This is a genomic window from Allokutzneria oryzae, assembly GCF_042429765.1.
In the GTDB taxonomy this organism is placed as follows: Bacteria; Actinomycetota; Actinomycetes; order Mycobacteriales; family Pseudonocardiaceae; genus Allokutzneria; species Allokutzneria oryzae.
Genome location: NZ_JBHLZU010000033.1, coordinates 178956 through 195256 on the forward strand (window position 1 = coordinate 178956; position 16301 = coordinate 195256).

The window sequence follows — 16301 nt, forward strand, 5'->3', positions numbered from 1 at the left end:
CCTTTCCCGTTGGCTCGCTCCTCACGGGGTCACCGGGGCTGGGCGGAGTGCGAGCGGAGCAGGTCGAGGAGGGCTTCGGCGGGTTGGGCGCCCGCCACGCCCTGGCGGCCCACCACGAACGTCGGCACCGAGCGGACCCCGATCGCGATGCCGTGCGCCAACTCCGCGCGCACCGTCTCGGCGTCCGTGGTGTCGGAGAGATCCACTCCGTCCAGGCCCGCGTCCGCGGCGAGCGCGGTCAGGGTCGCGCGGTCGCCCAGGTTGGCGCCCTCCACGAAGTAGCCGCGGAACAGCCGCTCCTGCACCGCGTCCTGGAGCTCCGCACCACCTCGGTCGGCGGCCCGGGCCAGCACGCGGTGGGCGTCGAAGGTGTTCGCGCGGACCGCGTGCTCGAAGCGGTACTCCAACCCGACCTCGGCCGCCGTCGCGGTCACCCCGGCCATCAGCTGCGCGGCCCGCTCGGCGCCGCCGAACTTCTCCGCCATGGCCTCGGCCAGCGGGCGGCCGTCGCTGCTGGCCCCCGGATCGAGCTCGAAGGGCCGCCACAGCACCTCGACGTCCTCGCCGCCCTCCGCGCGCCAGAGCTCCAGCGCCTGTTCGAGGCGGCGCTTGCCGATGTAGCACCACGGGCACACCACGTCGGACCACACCTCGACACGCACAACGGACTCCTAGGTCGTCGGATCTGCCCCCGTGGCAACACTCAGCGGTGCTGCGCTGTTCCGCGTTGTGCTCCTGCCAACAGCTTTCCGGTGTGCTCGGCCCACCGCACCGGCAGCAGCGGCAGCACCGCCGGGATCCGATCGGTCACTTCACGGTCACCCGAAGTGAACGCGAACAGCGTCGCTACGGAGACATCGTGGTCCGGGCGGTCGACGAGCTCCACCGCGTCCCCCGCGCTGATCTCCCCGGCCTGCTCGACCGCGAGATAAGCGCCTGGGCGGCAGACCTGGGTGAACTCCTTGACCAGGCGCTGGTGCTCCCAGAAGCCCGCGAAGACCCGGCACGGCGTGCGCGGACCGGTCACCCGCAGCACCGTCGCGCCGATCCGCCACCGCTCCCCGATCAGCGCCTCGTTGACGTCGAAGCCGGACAGCGTCAGGTTCTCGCCCGCGTTGCCCGGCACGAGGTCCTTGCCCAGGCGCTCCGACCAGTAGCGCAGGTCCTCGGCCTGGAAGGCGTATGCGGCCTGGAACCACGCGCCGTGCACCTCGCGGTCGACGACGGTGTCGCCGGTGACCCCGTCCGCGGTGAACAACGCCGGGCCGGCGGTGGGCCGCTTGTCCATCCCGGAGCTGCCTTTGCGGCCGGTCCACGAGGCGGTGCTGACCACGGCAAGGTTGACTGACTCGACACACCCCAGCTTCATGTGACGAACGTAGCGCTGCTCTTCCCGGGGTGGTCCACTACTTTTCGCGCCTGGATGCGCATCGTCGCGCATGGAGGGAGAAGGCATGACTACAGCAGCACCCCGGGGCGGCCGGAGCGTGTTCCGCCGCAAACCGGTGGAACAGATCGCCGACGAGCACGAGGGCGAGCTGTCGCGGTCCCTCGGGCTGTGGCAGCTCACCGCGATCGGCGTCGGCGGCATCATCGGTGCCGGGATCTTCTCCCTCGCGGGGGCCGTCGCGAACAAGACCGCCGGTCCGGCGGTGCTAATCTCGTTCCTGATCGCGGGTGTCGCCAGCGCCGCCGCGGCCTTCGCGTACGCGGAGTTCGCCGGGCTGATCCCCAAGGCGGGCTCGGCCTACACCTACGGCTACGCGGTGCTCGGCGAGATCGTCGGCTGGTTCATCGGCTGGGACCTGCTGCTGGAGTACACCGCGATCGTGGCGGTGGTGGCCATCGGCATCTCCGGCTACTTCACCAAGCTGCTCGGCTTCCTCGACATCCACCTTCCACAGTGGATGCTTGGGGCCCCCGGCACCGAGCCGGAGGGCGTCGCGCCGGGCTCCTACTCGGTGAACCTGTTCGCCGTGCTGCTGTGCCTGCTGATCGCGTGGGTCCTGACGCTGGGCATGAAGAACGCCGCCCGCTTCGAGAGCGCGCTGGTGTGGCTCAAGGTCGGCGTGGTGGTCCTGGTGATCGCGGTCGGCTTCTTCTACATCGACACCGGCAACTACACCGACTTCTTCCCCTTCGGCTTCACCGGCGCGGTGACCGGCGCGGCCACGGTGTTCTTCGCGGTCTTCGGCTACGACGCGATGAGCACCGCCGCCGAGGAGTCCAAGGACTCGCAGAAGCACATGCCGAAGGCGATCATCTACTCGCTGGCCATCTCGATGGTGCTCTACGTGCTGGCCTGCCTGGTGCTCACCGGCATGATCCCGTTCGCCAAGATCGACGGCGAGGCGGCGTTCGCCGACGCCTTCGCCCAGGTCGGGCTGCCGCTGGTCGGCACGGTCATCGCCGTCGGCGCGATCCTCGGCATCCTCACGGTGATGTTCACCTTCATGATGGGCGTGACCCGCGTCGGGTACTCGATGAGCCGCGACGGCCTGCTGCCCAAGTGGTTCGCCAAGACCCACCCGGTGCGCAAGGTGCCGACCCGGATCACCTGGATCGTCGGTGTCTGCTCGGCGTTCATCGCCGGGTTCCTCAACATCAACGAGGCCGCCGAGCTGACCAACATCGGCATCCTGCTGGCGTTCGTGGTGGTGTGCATCGCGGTGATCGTGCTGCGCTACCGCCAGCCCGACCTGCCGAGGAGCTTCCGCTGCCCCGGCATGCCGGTGGTGCCGCTGATCGGTGTCGGCTTCTCGATCTGGCTGATCACGTTCCTGCAGTGGGAGACCTGGCTGCGCTTCGCGGTCTGGTTCGCGATCGGCCTGGTGATCTACTTCGCCTACTCCTACCGCAGGTCGGAGCTGAACAAGTCCGCTCAGGACTGACCGAGGTATCCGCGACAGGCCCGGGACAGCGCGTCCCGGGCCTGTTCGTCGAGCTGGGCCAGCAACCGCGCCACGGGCAGCTCCTGCGCCAGCGGGTAGGCCTGGCCCGCCCACAGCGACATGGCCTCCGGGTCGCCCGCCGCGCTCGCGGCGGCGCGCAGCGGCTTGGTCAGGTGGTGGATCTGCGGGTAGGCCGAGGGCGCGTCCGCGCTGTGCTCGGCGAGGAACCGGTTGACCAGTCCGCGGGCGGGACGGCCGGTGAAGGCCCTGGTGAACTCCGTCGGTCTGCTCCCCTCCGCCAGGGCGGCGCGGTGGGTGGCCGGGGTTCCCGCCTCGGGGCAGCGCAGGAACGCCGTGCCCAGCTGCGCGGCCACCGCACCGGCGGTCAGCACCGCGGCCACGTCCGCGCCGTGCGTCAACCCGCCGGTGGCGATCAGCGGCACGTCCACCACGGCCCGCACCAGCCGCAGCGCCGTGAGCAGCCCGTAGCTCGGGCCACCCGCCGGTGACCCGTCATCGACGAACAGTCCCCGGTGCGCGCCGGCGTCGGCGCCCTGGACGCACAGCAGATCCGCTCCGGCGTCCACCGCTATGCGCGCCTCGGCCGGGGTGGTGACGGTGACGACGACCTGGATCCCGTTGTCCCGCAACCGTCGCACCGCGGTCGGCTCCGGGCAGCCGAAGGTGAACGAGACCACCGGCACCCGCTCGCGGACGACGAGGTCGAGCTTGGCCGGGTAGTCGTCGTCCTCCCAGCGCGCCGCACCGAGCGACACCCCGTGCCGGGTGGCGTCGGCGGTCAGCGCGTCCCGGTAGGCACGCAGGTCCGCCTCGCTGTCCGGACCGGGCACGAACAGGTTGACCCCGAACGACTCCACGCCCAGCTCGCGGACACGGGCGATCTGGTCGGCGACGGTTGCCGCCGGGACGTACCCCGCGGCAAGGAACCCGAACCCACCCGCCGCGCCCACCTCGGCGACCAGCTCCGGGGTGGACACGCCACCGGCCATGGGCGCCGCGATCACCGGGACACGCAGTTCCTCCAGCATCCTTCGGACAGTAGGGGCTGTTCACCGCGCCGGGCACGGAATGCCGCGCACGACACACTGTCCACAGTGGACGAGCGGGCTACTGTCCGCGCCACCACCGGGTGATGGCGTTCTTCCACCCCTTCCGCGGCGGGGCCTGCTCGACCGGCTGCGAAGGAAGGGCACGGGGCGTCAGCTTGGCCCACGAGGGGACGGAGACCGCCGTGCCACCGCGCGTGGTCAACGGCGTGAACCGGACGGGCAGTGCCGTCAGCGAGCGGAAGAAGGGGCCGGGCCGCCACTGCAGCTCCTCCGCCGGGACCGCCAGCTCCATGTCGGGCAGCCCGTCCAGCAGTTTCTCGATGGCGATCGAGGCGATCAGCCGCGCCGTCCCCTGCACCGGGCACGCGTGCGGACCCACGCCCCAGGTCAGGTGGGCCCGGTTGCCCGCGCGGTGCTCGGCGCCGAAGGTCGGGTCGGTGTTGGCCGCCGCGTAGCTGATCACCACTGGTTGGTCCGCCGGCAGCACCACCCCGGCGAAGCTGACGTCCTCGGTCGGGAAGGTGACCGAGAGGTTGGCCATCGGCGGGTCGGTCCACAGCACCTCGTCGAGGGCGTCCTCGACCTGGAGGCTGCCCCCGGCGAGGTCACCGCCGAAGCGGTCGTCGGACAGCAGCAGCCGCAGCGCGTTGGCGATCAGGTTGGTCTCGTGCTGGGTCACCGCGCCGAGGATGATGAACAGCTGGTGCAGCATCTCCTCGTCGGTCAGCCGCGCCGGGTGCGCCATCATCCAGGACGTGATGTCCGGACCGGGCTCCCTGCGCTTGAGGGCGACCAGCTCCCGCAGCGCCGCCGTCAGGTCCTCGTTGGACTTCTCCGGGTCGACCACGTCGACGATCCGGCTCATCCCGGTCATCAGCCGCTCGCCCAGCTCCGGCGGGCAGCCGTGCAGGTAGTTGAACACCCACAGCGGCAACGCCAGCGCGTACTTGGCCAGCAGGTTCACCTCGCCGTCCGCGGCGAACCCGGCGATCAGCATCTCGGCGGTGGCCTCGACGCGGGCGCGGACCATGTTCGGGTCCACCTTGGCCGCGCTGTCGGTGATCGCCCGGCGCAGCCGCGCGTGCGCGTCGCCGTCGGACATCAGGCAGGTCGGCCGGTAGCCCATCACCGGCAGGGTCGGGCAGTCCGCGGGGGTGTTGCGCTGCCACCGGCGGCCGTCCCTGGGGAAGGTGGTCGGGTTGCGCAGCACCTCCAGCGCGGCGTCGTAGCCGACCACCAGGGTGGCGTTGACCCCGGGCGCGAGCTCGACCGGCGCGGTCGGCCCGTTGCGCCGCAGCCGCTCGTAGATACCGGCCGGGTCGGCGGTGAACTCCGGTCCGTACAGCGGCACCCTGCCGCCCGAGACGGGGCAGCCGGATCTGGCGGGGACGTCTGCGGGGTAAGAGGTCACACCTGCTCCTCGTGGGTGCGATCGAAGGGGTTCGAAGGGGGCGATGAGGTCGTCACTGCCCGCGCCACCAGCGGATGATCGCGTGCTTCCAGCTCGTCCTGGCGACGGTGGTCACCGGCGCGGGCCGGTCCACCGGGGTCGGGGCCACCCCGGTCACCGCCGGGACGGAGACGGTCTCCTCACCGGAGACGTCCAGCGGGGTGAAGCGGACCGGCAGCGCGGACAGCGCGCGCAGGAACGGGCCCGGCCGCCACGGCAGCTGCTCGACCGGGACCGCCAGCCGCATGTCGGTGAGGCCGTCCAGCAGCTTCTCGATCGCGATCGAGGCGATCAGCCGGGCGAGCCCCTGCACCGGGCAGGCGTGCGGTCCGGCGCCCCAGGCGAGGTGGGCTCGGTTGCCCGCGCGGTGCTCGGCGCCGAAGCCCGGGTCGGTGTTGGCCGCCGCGTAGCTGATCACCACCGGCTCGTCGGCGGGCAGCCGCACCCCGGAGAGGTGGACGTCCTGGACCGGGTAGCTGGCGGAGAGGTTGGCCACCGGCGGGTCGGTCCACAGCACCTCGTCGAGGGCGTCCTCCACCGGGAGGCTGCCCCCGGCGAGGTCACCGGCGAAGCGGTCGTCGGACAGCAGCAGCCGCAACGCGTTGGCGATCAGGTTCGCCTCCGGCTCGGTTCCGGCGCCCAGCATCAGGAACAGCTGGTGCAGCAGCTCCTCGTCGGTCAGCCGCGCCGGGTGCGCCATCATCCAGGACGTCATGTCCGAGCCCGGCTCCCGGCGCTTGAGCGCGATCAGCTCCAGCAGCGCGGCCGTCAGGTCCTCGTTGGCCTTCTCCGGCTCGTTCATGTCCACGATGCCGCGCATCCCTGCGACCATCCGCTCGCCCAGCTCCCGCGGGCAGCCGTGCAGGTAGTTGAACACCCACAACGGCAACGCGATCGCGTACTCGGAGAGCAGGTCCGCCTCGCCGCGCGCGCCGAACTGCTTGATCAGCATGTCGGCGCTGGCCTCGACGTACGCGCGGACCTTGTTCGGATCGACCTTGGCGAGGCTCTCGGTCACCACGCCGCGCAGCCGCGCGTGCGCCTCGCCGTCGGACATCAGGCAGTTCGGCCGGTAGGCCATCACCGGCAGCACCGGGCAGTCCTCCGGCACCTTCGCCGCCCAGGCCCGACCGTCCCTGGGGAAGGTGCTCGGATTGCGCAGCACCTCCAGCGCGGCGTCGTAGCCGACCACGAGCGTGGCCGCGATGCCCGGAGCGAGCTCGACCGGAGCGAGCGGCCCGTACCGCCGCAGTCCCGCGTAGACCCTGGCCGGATCGACGGCGAACTCCTGGCCGTACAACGGCACTCTGGAACCGGAGGCGGGACAGCCCGGGAGGGCGAGAACGTCCGCGGGTCGAGGGGTCACACGTGCTCCTGGGTGGTGAGGTCGGGTGGACGCGGGCGAGTGCCCGCGCCACCACCTGGCGAGCGAGCCGTCCCGGCTGGTGCGGCGCGGAGGACTACGGCGCGGCCGGGAAGGGGGATCGGTGTCCTGCGGTCCCGCCCGGCGCGGACGTGCCGGGCGGGCGGGGCCGGTCGTGGGCCCGGGTGGAGCCGGAGGCGGGCTCCTGCCCGCGCGACGGCACCCGGGCCACGGTCACGCGTACTCCTTGACCTTGCGGTTGAGCAGGTGGTCGACCAGGGCGATCAACGCGTGCGTCGAGGACACCCGGTCACGGGCGTCGCAGGTGACCAACGGGGTCTCCGGCAACAGGTCCAGCGCCTCGCGCAGCTCCGACTCCGGGAACCTCGGCGCCTCGTCGAAGTGGTTGACCGCGACGGCGTAGGGCAGCCCCAGCTCCTCCAGCAGACCCATGATGTCGAAGGAGTGTTCGAGCCTGCGGGTGTCGGCCAGCACCAGCGCGCCGAGCGCCCCGTGCGCGATGTCCTTCCACAGCTGCTTGAACCGGTGCTGTCCCGGCGCGCCGAACAGGTACAGCACCAGCTGGTCGTTCAGCGTCAGCCTGCCGAAGTCCATCGCCACGGTCGTGGTGTCCTTGCCGACCGCCCCGGCGAGGTCGTCGACGTGCTCGCCCGCCTGGGTCATCGTCTCCTCGGTGCGCAGTGGCCGGATCTCCGACAGCGTGCCCACGAAGGTGGTCTTGCCGACCGCGAAGTGGCCGACCACGAGCAGTTTCACCGCGGTGCGCACGGTGTCGCGCACGTAGATGCCGTCAGACGAGAGCGCGGAGGCCATCGAGCACATCCTTGAGGAGCTGGCGGTCGGGGCGCCCGGTCGCCACCGGGGCGTCGGAGGTGACGGTGAGGTGGCCGCTGTCGACGAGGTCCGACAGCAGCACCTTGGTGACGCTCACCGGCAGGCCCAGGTGCGCCGCGACCTCGGCGACCGACAGCGAGCCACCCCGGCAGAGCTCCATCGCGCGACGCTTCTCCGGGCTCAGGCCCGCGACCTGGTCCCGGGCCACGGTCACCAACGTGACCAGGTCGAAGGTGTTGCGGGTCGGGTGGGCCCGGCCGCCGGTCACCACGTGCGGCCGCACCAACGCCCGTTCCCGCCGATGCGGGGTCATGCGCGACTGCCGATGCCCTGCCGCGGCGGGCTGGTCAGCTCCTTGCCCAGCCGCTGGACGAGTTCCTGCAGCCGGAAGGAGACCGCCTCCATGTCCACCCGCTCGGTCGCCGAGACCGCGAGGTAGGCGCCGGGGCCCGCGGCGACCAGGAAGACGTAGCCGCCGGGGAACTCGTTGACCGTCTGCTGCCAGCCGCTCGGCGAGGAGCCGCAGAACTCGGCGGTGCTGCGGGCCAGCGCTTGCAGGCCGGACATGGCCGCGGCGTGCCGGTCGGCGTCGTCCCTGGTGATGGTCTGCGAGTGGGCCATCAGCAGCCCGTCGGCGGAGAGCAGGATCGCGTGCAGTGTCTCCGGCATCTGCAACGCGTTGTCGAGCATCCAGCCCAGCTTGTTGTTGGTCGGTTCGGTCATTCCTGGGTACTCCCCTCAGCGGCGGGCGGGACGGCGCGGCCGGACCTGGTACCGCGCTGCCAGGCGCCGAGCCCGGAGGCGGTCCTGCCGACCGGGCGGATCGGCAGCGGCGCGGTCTGTGCGGCCAGCTCGACCGGTGACTCGCGGCGGCGGCGCTTGGGCAGCCCGCCCGCGGTGCGCTCCGGCTCGGTGGACTTGGCTGGCTCCGGCGACACCGCCGGGGCCGGGACGCTCGGCTCGGGCGAGCTCGGGTAGGGCACGACGGTGGGGCGCGGCGCGGGCTGGGCCACGGGCGCCTGGTGCGGAGCCGGGGTGCTGACGCGGGTGAGCAGCGCGGTCGGTAGGAAGACCACGGCGCGCACACCGCCGTAGGGCGAACGGGTGTCGACGGAGACGGAGAAGCCGTACCGGGCGGCCAGCAGACCGATGACGGCGAAGCCGACCTGGGGCGGGTCGCCGAGCCGGTTGATGTCCTGCCCGGCCTGGCCGGACAGCAGCTCCGCGGCGTGCCGCAGCTCGTCGGTGTTCATCCCGACCCCGGCGTCGTCGATGACGATCGCGAGGCCGTTGTGCGCCTGCTGGAAGTTGACCTCGACCGAGGTGTTCGGCGGCGAGTGCCGCGCGCCGTTGTCCAGCAGCTCGGCGACGGTGAGCACGATCGGCTCCACCGCGCGGCTGACCACCGCCATCTCGGCCTGAGCAGGCACCTGGACCCGCAGGTAGTCCCGGATGCGCGAGGTGGCGCCGCGGACCACGTCGGTGAGCGAGGAAGCCGAGCGCTGCTGCCCCGGCCACGACCCGCAGAGCACGGCGGTCGCCTGCGCGCGCCTGCCGAGCTGGGAGTTCATGTGGTCGATGTTCAGCAGCCCGGCGAGGACGGCGGGGCTGTCGTGCTCGACCTGCATGGTCGAGATGGCCATCTGCTGTTCGTTGGCGAGGCTCTGCACCGCGCGCATCATCGACTTCACCGCGGTGCGCGCGGACTGCTCACCTCGGTCCTTCGCCTGGCCCATGGACTCGGCGAACAGCTCCAGCACGACCTGGTGCGCGCCTGCGACCGACGGGTGCAGCGGCGGGGGAACCTCGTCCTGCCGGTGGTCGGCCGCGGCGGCGAGCGCGGGCAGCCGGGTGGTGACGAGGTGCGCCTCCTCCTGGACCCGGGCGTGCAGGACGCCTTCCAGCTCGGTGGTGCGCGCGCGCAGCCTGTTGGTGATGCCGTGCTGGCGGACCAGCAGGACGACGGTGACGAGCGCGAACGCGACCGCGACCCATAACGCCACCGCAAGTACTTCTTGACCCATCAGATCCTCACGGTCGACAGAGGCGGGACAACAGCATGGGATGCCATTCGGCAAACACCGGTCGGCACACCCTATCGGGTACAACTACAAGATCATCACCAGCCGATTCGTGCGGGAATGGGGTGGATTCCCGGCTCCCGGAAGGGAAGGCGGGTGATTCCCGGGGCGGCACGCGGGCCGTCCCTGAAAGTCTCTCGCTTTTCCCCCGATGCGGAATGGTGCCAATTGGAGCAAGTGGACTGCCGCCCCGTCACCCGAAATCATGACGAGCCACCCGGTTCAGTGATCATCTTTGGTCACCCACGGCCCGCCCGGCGCGCGGCGAGGGGGTCCCACTCCGGATACGCACACCGGTGCGCGGAACTCGCAGATTCGATGAATCACCGCACGGTCCGCCGAACCATTCCGCGCCCCCGCTCCGGCACTGAATCGGTTCCTCGCACTCGTCCCGCCCTTTCCCGCACATTCCCTCCTCGCTGGGGAAATCCCCGGCGGGCGACCGCGACGAGCACCCGGACGGACGGTGTCGCCGATTCCCGCCCGCGCGGTGGCCGAAGTCCAGGAATACCGGCCAGGACCACATCCGCGCTAGGCCGTTAGCGTGATCGTTTGAGCAATCACGACCGCGCACGCAACGCATCGCCCTCCCCGTTCGTCAGTAGCAGCAGATGCCCTCTGAGCCTGCTCGCAGCGTTTGCATGCATCCGCGCGGAGGTCCGGGGCCTCCTCTCAACCATGACGGCGGCGACCGGACTGTCGGGGGCCGGCCGCCGCCGTCACTCTCCCCTCACCCTGCGCGTCCCAGCGTGCCCAGGGGGTCTGACAAAGAACGGCCAGGAGGAGACTGTGCGCTCCGGCTTCACCGGATCGTGCGACGACTCACCCGGAGGCACCATGAGCGAACCGACCTTCACGCTGGACACCGCGATCGCCCTCGCCACCCGGGCGCACGAGGGCCAGCTCGACAAGGCCGGACAGCCCTACATCAAGCACCCGCTGCGGGTGATGGACAGCGTCGAGGGCACCACCGCGCGGATGGCGGCCGTGCTGCACGACGTCATCGAGGACACCCCGGTCACCGCGGACGACCTGCGCGCGGCGGGCTGCCCGGAGCGCGTGGTCACCGCTGTGATCGCGCTCAGCCACCTGCCGGGCGAGCCGATGGCCGACTACCTGGCGCGCGCCGCCGCCGATCCGGTAGCGCTCGTGGTGAAGCGCGCCGACATCGCCGACAACAGCGGCCCGCTTCGGCTGAACCAGCTCGACGAGCCCACCAGGGAGCGGCTGCGCCGGAAGTACGCGACCGCGCTGCGCCTGCTCGACGAGTACGAGGCCGCGCGCGGCGCCTGACCACATTGTCAGGCCTCCCTTGCACGACAACGGAATTGGACCTGTGCACGAGCGCGGGCGCGACGCATCCTCCCCACATGACGAAGTGGAGGAGCGTGCGTCCGCCGGGCACGACGAAGATCCTGGGCGGGTTCGTCTTGGGCGCGACCACGACCGCGGTCTCGGTCGTCACCGCGCTTCTGTTGTGGGACAAGGAAGTCCCGGAGCTCGTCGTGGCACTCTGCTACGGCGTGCTGTTCCCCGGCGCGCTCTTCTCGTTGCGCCAGGCCCGGTCCGGCGTCCACGTCAGTGGCTACGGCGTGCGCGTCCGGCAGGTCCTGCGCACCCGGACAGTGCGGTGGGTCGAGCTGTACGCGGTCACCAGCAGGCCCGACGGACTGCGCCAGCTCCGCACGCATCGTCAGGTGCTGTGGCTTGAGCCCATGCGTGGCGAGCCCTTCGCGACACCTCTGTCGTGCCGCACACGGGCGCACCGACGCGAGCGGGAGACCTATGACAACGCGGTGGAACTGGTCCGCGCGCAGCTCACGAGCTCCAGGGTGAACCGCTTCCACGAGGCGCTGCCGGACCCGGTGGAAGTCAAGTAGGACAACACAAAGCCCCTGCCGCGAACGACGTCGCGGCAGGGGCTTCGAGCGCTGCCTACTTCTTGGTCTTCTTGTCCCCGGCCTCGTCGGTGGACAGCGCCGCGACGAACGCCTCCTGCGGCACCTCCACGCGGCCGACCATCTTCATCCGCTTCTTGCCTTCCTTCTGCTTCTCCAGCAGCTTGCGCTTACGCGTGATGTCACCGCCGTAGCACTTGGCGAGCACGTCCTTGCGGATCGCCCGGATGTTCTCGCGGGCGATGACCCTGGACCCGATCGCGGCCTGGATCGGCACCTCGAACTGCTGGCGCGGGATGAGCTCGCGCAGCTTGGTGGTCATCCGCGTGCCGTAGCTGTAGGCCGCGTCGCGGTGCACGATCGCGCTGAACGCGTCCACCGGCTCGCCCTGCAACAGGATGTCGACCTTGACCAGCTGCGAGGTCTGCTCGCCCGCCTCCTCGTAGTCCAGCGAGGCGTAGCCGCGGGTCCGCGACTTCAGCGCGTCGAAGAAGTCGTAGATGATCTCGGCAAGCGGCATGGTGTAGCGCAGCTCGGTGCGGTCCGCGGAGAGGTACTCCATGCCGCCGAGCTGGCCGCGCCTGCTCTGGCACAGCTCCATGATCGCGCCGACGTACTCCGCGGGGGAGATGATCGTGCACTTGGTGATCGGCTCGTAGATGTCGCCGACCTTGCCCTCCGGCCAGTCGGAGGGGTTGGTGACGACGTGCTCGGTGCCGTCCTCCATCACCACCCGGAACACCACGTTGGGCGCGGTGGAGATGAGGTCGAGGCCGAACTCGCGCTCCAGCCGGTCGCGGGTGATCTCCAGGTGCAGCAGACCGAGGAAGCCGCAGCGGAAACCGAAGCCCAGCGCGGCGGAGGTCTCCGGCTCGTAGGTCAGCGCGGCGTCGTTGAGCTGGAGCTTGTCCAGCGCCTCGCGCAGCTCCGGGTAGTCCGAGCCGTCCATCGGGTACAGGCCCGCGTAGACCATCGGCTGCGGCTCGCGGTAGCCGCGCAGCGGCTCGGTCGCGCCGCGCTTCTCGGAGGTGACGGTGTCACCGACCTTGGACTGGCGGACGTCCTTCACGCCGGTGATCAGGTAGCCCACCTCGCCGACGCCGAGGCCCTCGCTGGCCTTGGGCTCCGGCGAGACGATGCCGACCTCAAGCAGCTCGTGGGTGGCGCCGGTGGACATCATCTTGATCCGCTGGCGCGGGGTGATCTTGCCGTCCATCACCCGGATGTAGGTGACCACGCCGCGGTAGGTGTCGTAGACCGAGTCGAAGATCATCGCGCGGGGCGGGGCCTCGCTGTCGCCGGTGGGCGCGGGGACCTGGCGCACCACCTCGTCGAGCAGCTCGCTGACGCCGACGCCGGTCTTGGCGGAGACGCGCAGCACCTCCTCGGGCTCGCAGCCGATGATGTGCGCGAGCTCGGCCGCGTACTTGTCCGGCTCGGCCGCGGGCAGGTCGATCTTGTTCAGCACCGGGACGATGGTGAGGTCGTTCTCCAGCGCCAGGTACAGGTTGGCCAGCGTCTGCGCCTCGATGCCCTGGGCGGCGTCGACCAGCAGGATCGCGCCCTCGCAGGCCTCCAGCGCGCGGGAGACCTCGTAGGTGAAGTCCACGTGCCCCGGGGTGTCGATCAGGTGCAGCACGTGCTCGCGGTCGCCGACCTTCCACGGCAGCCGCACGTTCTGGGCCTTGATCGTGATGCCGCGTTCCCGCTCGATGTCCATCCGGTCGAGGTACTGCGCCCGCATGGCGCGCTCCTCGACGACCCCGGTGAGCTGCAGCATCCGGTCCGCCAGCGTCGACTTGCCGTGGTCGATGTGGGCGATGATGCAGAAGTTGCGGATGAGCTCCGGCGCGGTGAACGTCTTGTCTGCGAACGAGCTCATACGGCGACCTCACACTGCTGGGGAGCCGTCAGGGGGGCATCACTGTGGTGCATCGTTCGCTCGCTGCGCTCGCTCACTCGGTGTCCTCGCTGGAATTGGGTGACACCCCATGTTCCCATGTCGGTGGCGATGCCCGGCACACGTCCGGGACAACCCTGATGTGTCCTCAGTCGCGGCAGGGTTTGCTGGGCCCCATGAACAGGTCGGCAGCACCCCCGCGGAGCACCACGTCCACGCCCGCGCGCGGCCTCGCCAGGGTGTTCGAGGCACGCGACGCGCGCACGGAGCGGCGGCTGGTCGAGCACGCGCGGTTGCGGCCCGGCGACTCCGTGCTGGTGCTGGGCGCGGGCACCGGAACGGGGGTGCGGGCGGCGGGTGTCATGGTGCCCGGAGGCGTCGCCATCGGTGTCGACCCGTCACCGGATGCGCTGCGGCTGTGCGCGGCGAGCTGCCCCGACCTGGTCGACAGCGGCCGGGTCCGGCTGCGGACGGGCACGGCGGCGCGCACCGGGCTCAGCAATGCCTCGGTGGACGCGGTGCTCTCCACCGACACCGTCCACCTGTGGTCCGACATCGCCACCGGCTTCGCCGAGCTGCACAGGGTGCTGCGGCCCGGCGGAGTGCTGCTGCTGTCGGTGCGCCGCTCGCTGCTCGGCTGCAAGCCGCTGGACCTGCGGCTCATCGCGCGGCGCGCGGGCTTCACCGAGGTGATCATGCGACTCGGCCCGCCGCGGCTGTTCTCCGCGGCGCCGTTCGAGCTGCTGGCCCGCAAGCCACGCTGACCTGAGGCACGTTTCTCGTTTGGATCTCGGCGTGCTGGGCGTGGATGAGTTGTCGCGACGGTTGAGGCCCGATGAGCGGTGGGCCATGCTCGTTCGGGGTCGCGGTGCCGGATGACCCCGAACGACCAGGGGTTGATCGACTGGTCCCGGGCGGCGCCGGTGCGGGTGGCAAGGGGTCCGAACCCGACCGACCGGGGCACGCCCTGCCCTCCCCCGCCCCGATGGCTGGGCTGCCCGCGACCATCCTCAACGACCACCTCGCGCCGAAATCCGAATGGGATGCCTGAGCACCCACCCGACTTCGGCAAAAGTGCCACGTTCACCGACAGCGAAAGAATCAGCACTCTATTTCACCCCATAGAGCCATGACCACTATTCTCGGCGAGATAGAATAAGAATATGACCCCCGACGAGACCCTCGACGCAATCGAGGACGCCTACCGCGCGGTGAATCACGCGCACGCGGTCCTGGCACGCTGTCTCGCCGATTTGGTGGTCAGCACGGATTTCGCGGAGTACCCGTATCTCGGGGATGAGGTCGGGGCGTTGTTGTCGATTTCCTCACGCAAGGCCAGCACGCTGATCTGTCACGCCGAAACCCTCGCCTCGCGTCCGGCTGTGCTCGCGGCGTTGGAGGAGGGTCGGATCGACCAGGGCAAAGCCTTACTGATCGTGGACCAGTTGGAGCCGCTCACGGCTGTGCAGGCGGAGATCGTGGAAGCGGTGCTGATCGAGTACGCCCGCACCCACCACTACAGCCGGATCCGGCAGCACGCCCAACGCCTGATCGCCAAGCTCGACCCCGACGCGGCAGCCCGGCGGCACGAGGAGAAGAAGCGCACCCGCCGGGTGGAGAAGCTCAACCTCGACGACGCGATGTGTGCGTTGCGGTTTCAGTTCACCGCCCTCCAGGGCGCGTTGGTGTGGGATCGGATCGACCGTATCGCCCGAGGCCTCGGCGACGATGAGCGGACCATGGACCAGCGCCGCGCCGACGTCGCCTTCGATCTGCTGATGGGCAAGGAAACGGGTGCGCCCCAGGGTGAGGTCAAGGTCCTGGTGACCCTCCCCGCCACCACGCTGATGGGTATGGACCAGGAACCCGGGATGCTCGCCGGGTACGGCCCGATCCCCGCAGACGTGGCGCGGGACATCGCCGCCGGGGGCACGTGGAAGCGGATCCTCACCGACCCGGTGACCGGGGTGGCGGTGGATGTGGGGCGGACGAACTACCGGCCCTCAGCCGCCCTCGCGGACCTGGTGAGGGCCCGCGATGTCACGTGTGTGGCGATCGGCTGTCGCCAACCGGCGCACCGCTGCGATCTGGATCATTGCGAACCCTTCGACGGCACCAACACCGTCGCGGACGATCTCGGCGCGAAATGCCGGCGGCATCATGTGATGAAACACCACACGCGGTGGAAACGAACCCAGCTGCCCGGCGGTATCCATATCTGGACGACGCCGATGGGAAGAACGTATGTGCGGGAACCCGAACCGATAGCGGATCCCGCTCCACCGTTTTAAAACCCGACCCCGGCTAGCCCGCCACCACATTAGGTGAGCGGGCTAGCGGTAGTGGATGGTCAAGGAAATCCGCACCCGAGGGCGGGAGAATTATCCGGTGGCAACCCGACGGAGTCGGGGCGGCAGCCCGGCCCTCAACGACACCACGACCCCACCTGAAGCCATTCGCGGACTTAGAGGACACCGGCGCAGGCTATCGTCTGAAAAAAGCTTCCCCCAGACCGAATCAGCGCGGCCATCACCAAAGCCTCGCCGCCACAGAGCACGAAAGCCCTGCGACGGCCAGCGCCCCACCAGCAACGACACAGCGGACCTCACCCCGAACCCCTTCGTCGCGAGACGCCTGGAGCAGCGACCACAAGGAACCCAAGAGGACATTTCCGCCCAGCACCTCGGATATGCCGAGCACGCCGAGCAGGCTCCCGCGAAGCTAAAAGATTCCCCTCCTGCAGCGGCAGCCGCCAAGACGCCCCCAAGCGATCAACCCCTGAGCAAGGGTCCT

Annotated in this window: 15 protein-coding genes; 5 read left to right on the plus strand and 10 right to left on the minus strand. The window is 70.4% G+C overall.

Annotated features, from left to right (window positions below; all coding sequences use genetic code 11):
• Window positions 1–29: 29 nt before the first annotated feature.
• Window positions 30–662 (minus strand): DsbA family oxidoreductase, encoded by a 633-nt coding sequence (locus ACFFQA_RS35370; protein WP_377861919.1) that lies wholly within the window; start codon window positions 660–662, stop codon window positions 30–32.
• A 41-nt stretch (window positions 663–703) separates the two neighbouring features.
• Window positions 704–1369, minus strand: coding sequence for an MOSC domain-containing protein (locus tag ACFFQA_RS35375; protein WP_377861922.1), 666 nt, complete (start codon window positions 1367–1369; stop codon window positions 704–706).
• A gap of 85 nt (window positions 1370–1454) precedes the next feature.
• On the opposite strand from ACFFQA_RS35375, the gene ACFFQA_RS35380 reads away from it, so the two are divergent.
• Window positions 1455–2891 carry an amino acid permease gene (locus tag ACFFQA_RS35380; protein ID WP_377861925.1) on the plus strand — a complete coding sequence of 479 codons (1437 nt, stop codon included), beginning with the start codon at window positions 1455–1457 and terminating at the stop codon, window positions 2889–2891.
• Here the strand turns inward: ACFFQA_RS35380 and ACFFQA_RS35385 are convergent.
• The 7 genes from ACFFQA_RS35385 to ACFFQA_RS35415 form a co-directional block, all read right to left on the minus strand.
• The gene (locus ACFFQA_RS35385; RefSeq protein WP_377861928.1) at window positions 2882–3940 is read right to left on the minus strand and encodes an NAD(P)H-dependent flavin oxidoreductase; all 1059 of its coding nucleotides are present in this window, start codon (window positions 3938–3940) and stop codon (window positions 2882–2884) included. The genes ACFFQA_RS35380 and ACFFQA_RS35385 overlap by 10 nt on opposite strands.
• Before the next feature lie 79 nt (window positions 3941–4019).
• Window positions 4020–5372 carry a cytochrome P450 gene (locus tag ACFFQA_RS35390; RefSeq protein ID WP_377861931.1) on the minus strand — a complete coding sequence of 451 codons (1353 nt, stop codon included), beginning with the start codon at window positions 5370–5372 and terminating at the stop codon, window positions 4020–4022.
• 52 nt (window positions 5373–5424) lie between these two features.
• Window positions 5425–6777: a cytochrome P450 gene (locus tag ACFFQA_RS35395; RefSeq protein WP_377861934.1), complete on the minus strand. Its 1353-nt coding sequence runs from the start codon at window positions 6775–6777 to the stop codon at window positions 5425–5427.
• A 231-nt stretch (window positions 6778–7008) separates the two neighbouring features.
• Window positions 7009–7608 (minus strand): GTP-binding protein, encoded by a 600-nt coding sequence (locus ACFFQA_RS35400; protein WP_377861936.1) that lies wholly within the window; start codon window positions 7606–7608, stop codon window positions 7009–7011.
• The gene (locus ACFFQA_RS35405) at window positions 7586–7942 is read right to left on the minus strand and encodes a DUF742 domain-containing protein (RefSeq protein WP_377861939.1); all 357 of its coding nucleotides are present in this window, start codon (window positions 7940–7942) and stop codon (window positions 7586–7588) included. Before ACFFQA_RS35405 ends, ACFFQA_RS35400 begins: the two co-directional genes overlap by 23 nt.
• Complete coding sequence (locus ACFFQA_RS35410) at window positions 7939–8352, minus strand: roadblock/LC7 domain-containing protein (protein ID WP_377861942.1); 414 nt, start codon at window positions 8350–8352, stop codon at window positions 7939–7941. The genes ACFFQA_RS35405 and ACFFQA_RS35410 overlap by 4 nt, the downstream gene beginning before the upstream one ends.
• Complete coding sequence (locus ACFFQA_RS35415; protein WP_377861945.1) at window positions 8349–9653, minus strand: ATP-binding protein; 1305 nt, start codon at window positions 9651–9653, stop codon at window positions 8349–8351. The genes ACFFQA_RS35410 and ACFFQA_RS35415 overlap by 4 nt, the downstream gene beginning before the upstream one ends.
• Window positions 9654–10547: 894 nt before the next feature.
• On the opposite strand from ACFFQA_RS35415, the gene ACFFQA_RS35420 reads away from it, so the two are divergent.
• Both ACFFQA_RS35420 and ACFFQA_RS35425 read left to right on the plus strand, forming a co-directional pair.
• Entirely contained in the window at window positions 10548–11003 is a 456-nt protein-coding gene (locus ACFFQA_RS35420; RefSeq protein ID WP_377861948.1) for an HD domain-containing protein, read from the plus strand.
• Window positions 11004–11080: 77 nt separating this feature from the next.
• Window positions 11081–11590 (plus strand): hypothetical protein, encoded by a 510-nt coding sequence (locus tag ACFFQA_RS35425; protein WP_377861951.1) that lies wholly within the window; start codon window positions 11081–11083, stop codon window positions 11588–11590.
• Window positions 11591–11645: 55 nt separating this feature from the next.
• On the opposite strand, the gene lepA is transcribed toward ACFFQA_RS35425, so the two are convergent.
• On the minus strand, window positions 11646–13490 hold the full coding sequence (lepA, locus tag ACFFQA_RS35430) for a translation elongation factor 4 (RefSeq protein ID WP_377861954.1): 1845 nt from the start codon (window positions 13488–13490) through the stop codon (window positions 11646–11648).
• Between the two features lie 194 nt (window positions 13491–13684).
• On the opposite strand from lepA, the gene ACFFQA_RS35435 reads away from it, so the two are divergent.
• Window positions 13685–14272 carry a class I SAM-dependent methyltransferase gene (locus ACFFQA_RS35435; protein WP_377861957.1) on the plus strand — a complete coding sequence of 196 codons (588 nt, stop codon included), beginning with the start codon at window positions 13685–13687 and terminating at the stop codon, window positions 14270–14272.
• Window positions 14273–14671: 399 nt separating this feature from the next.
• Window positions 14672–15799 (plus strand): HNH endonuclease signature motif containing protein, encoded by a 1128-nt coding sequence (locus ACFFQA_RS35440; protein ID WP_377861960.1) that lies wholly within the window; start codon window positions 14672–14674, stop codon window positions 15797–15799.
• The last annotated feature ends 502 nt before the right edge of the window (window positions 15800–16301 follow it).

Bases quoted from the DNA above. Each gene is read 5' to 3' on its own strand.
- ACFFQA_RS35375 (WP_377861922.1), bottom strand. From the start codon at position 1,369: ATGAAGCTGGGGTGTGTCGAGTCAGTCAACCTTGCCGTGGTCAGCACC.
- ACFFQA_RS35380 (WP_377861925.1), top strand. From the start codon at position 1,455: ATGACTACAGCAGCACCCCGGGGCGGCCGGAGCGTGTTCCGCCGCAAA.
- ACFFQA_RS35385 (WP_377861928.1), bottom strand. From the start codon at position 3,940: ATGCTGGAGGAACTGCGTGTCCCGGTGATCGCGGCGCCCATGGCCGGT.
- ACFFQA_RS35400 (WP_377861936.1), bottom strand. From the start codon at position 7,608: ATGGCCTCCGCGCTCTCGTCTGACGGCATCTACGTGCGCGACACCGTG.
- ACFFQA_RS35405 (WP_377861939.1), bottom strand. From the start codon at position 7,942: ATGACCCCGCATCGGCGGGAACGGGCGTTGGTGCGGCCGCACGTGGTG.
- ACFFQA_RS35410 (WP_377861942.1), bottom strand. From the start codon at position 8,352: ATGACCGAACCGACCAACAACAAGCTGGGCTGGATGCTCGACAACGCG.
- ACFFQA_RS35415 (WP_377861945.1), bottom strand. From the start codon at position 9,653: ATGGGTCAAGAAGTACTTGCGGTGGCGTTATGGGTCGCGGTCGCGTTC.
- ACFFQA_RS35420 (WP_377861948.1), top strand. From the start codon at position 10,548: ATGAGCGAACCGACCTTCACGCTGGACACCGCGATCGCCCTCGCCACC.
- ACFFQA_RS35425 (WP_377861951.1), top strand. From the start codon at position 11,081: ATGACGAAGTGGAGGAGCGTGCGTCCGCCGGGCACGACGAAGATCCTG.
- lepA (WP_377861954.1), bottom strand. From the start codon at position 13,490: ATGAGCTCGTTCGCAGACAAGACGTTCACCGCGCCGGAGCTCATCCGC.
- ACFFQA_RS35435 (WP_377861957.1), top strand. From the start codon at position 13,685: ATGAACAGGTCGGCAGCACCCCCGCGGAGCACCACGTCCACGCCCGCG.
- ACFFQA_RS35440 (WP_377861960.1), top strand. From the start codon at position 14,672: ATGACCCCCGACGAGACCCTCGACGCAATCGAGGACGCCTACCGCGCG.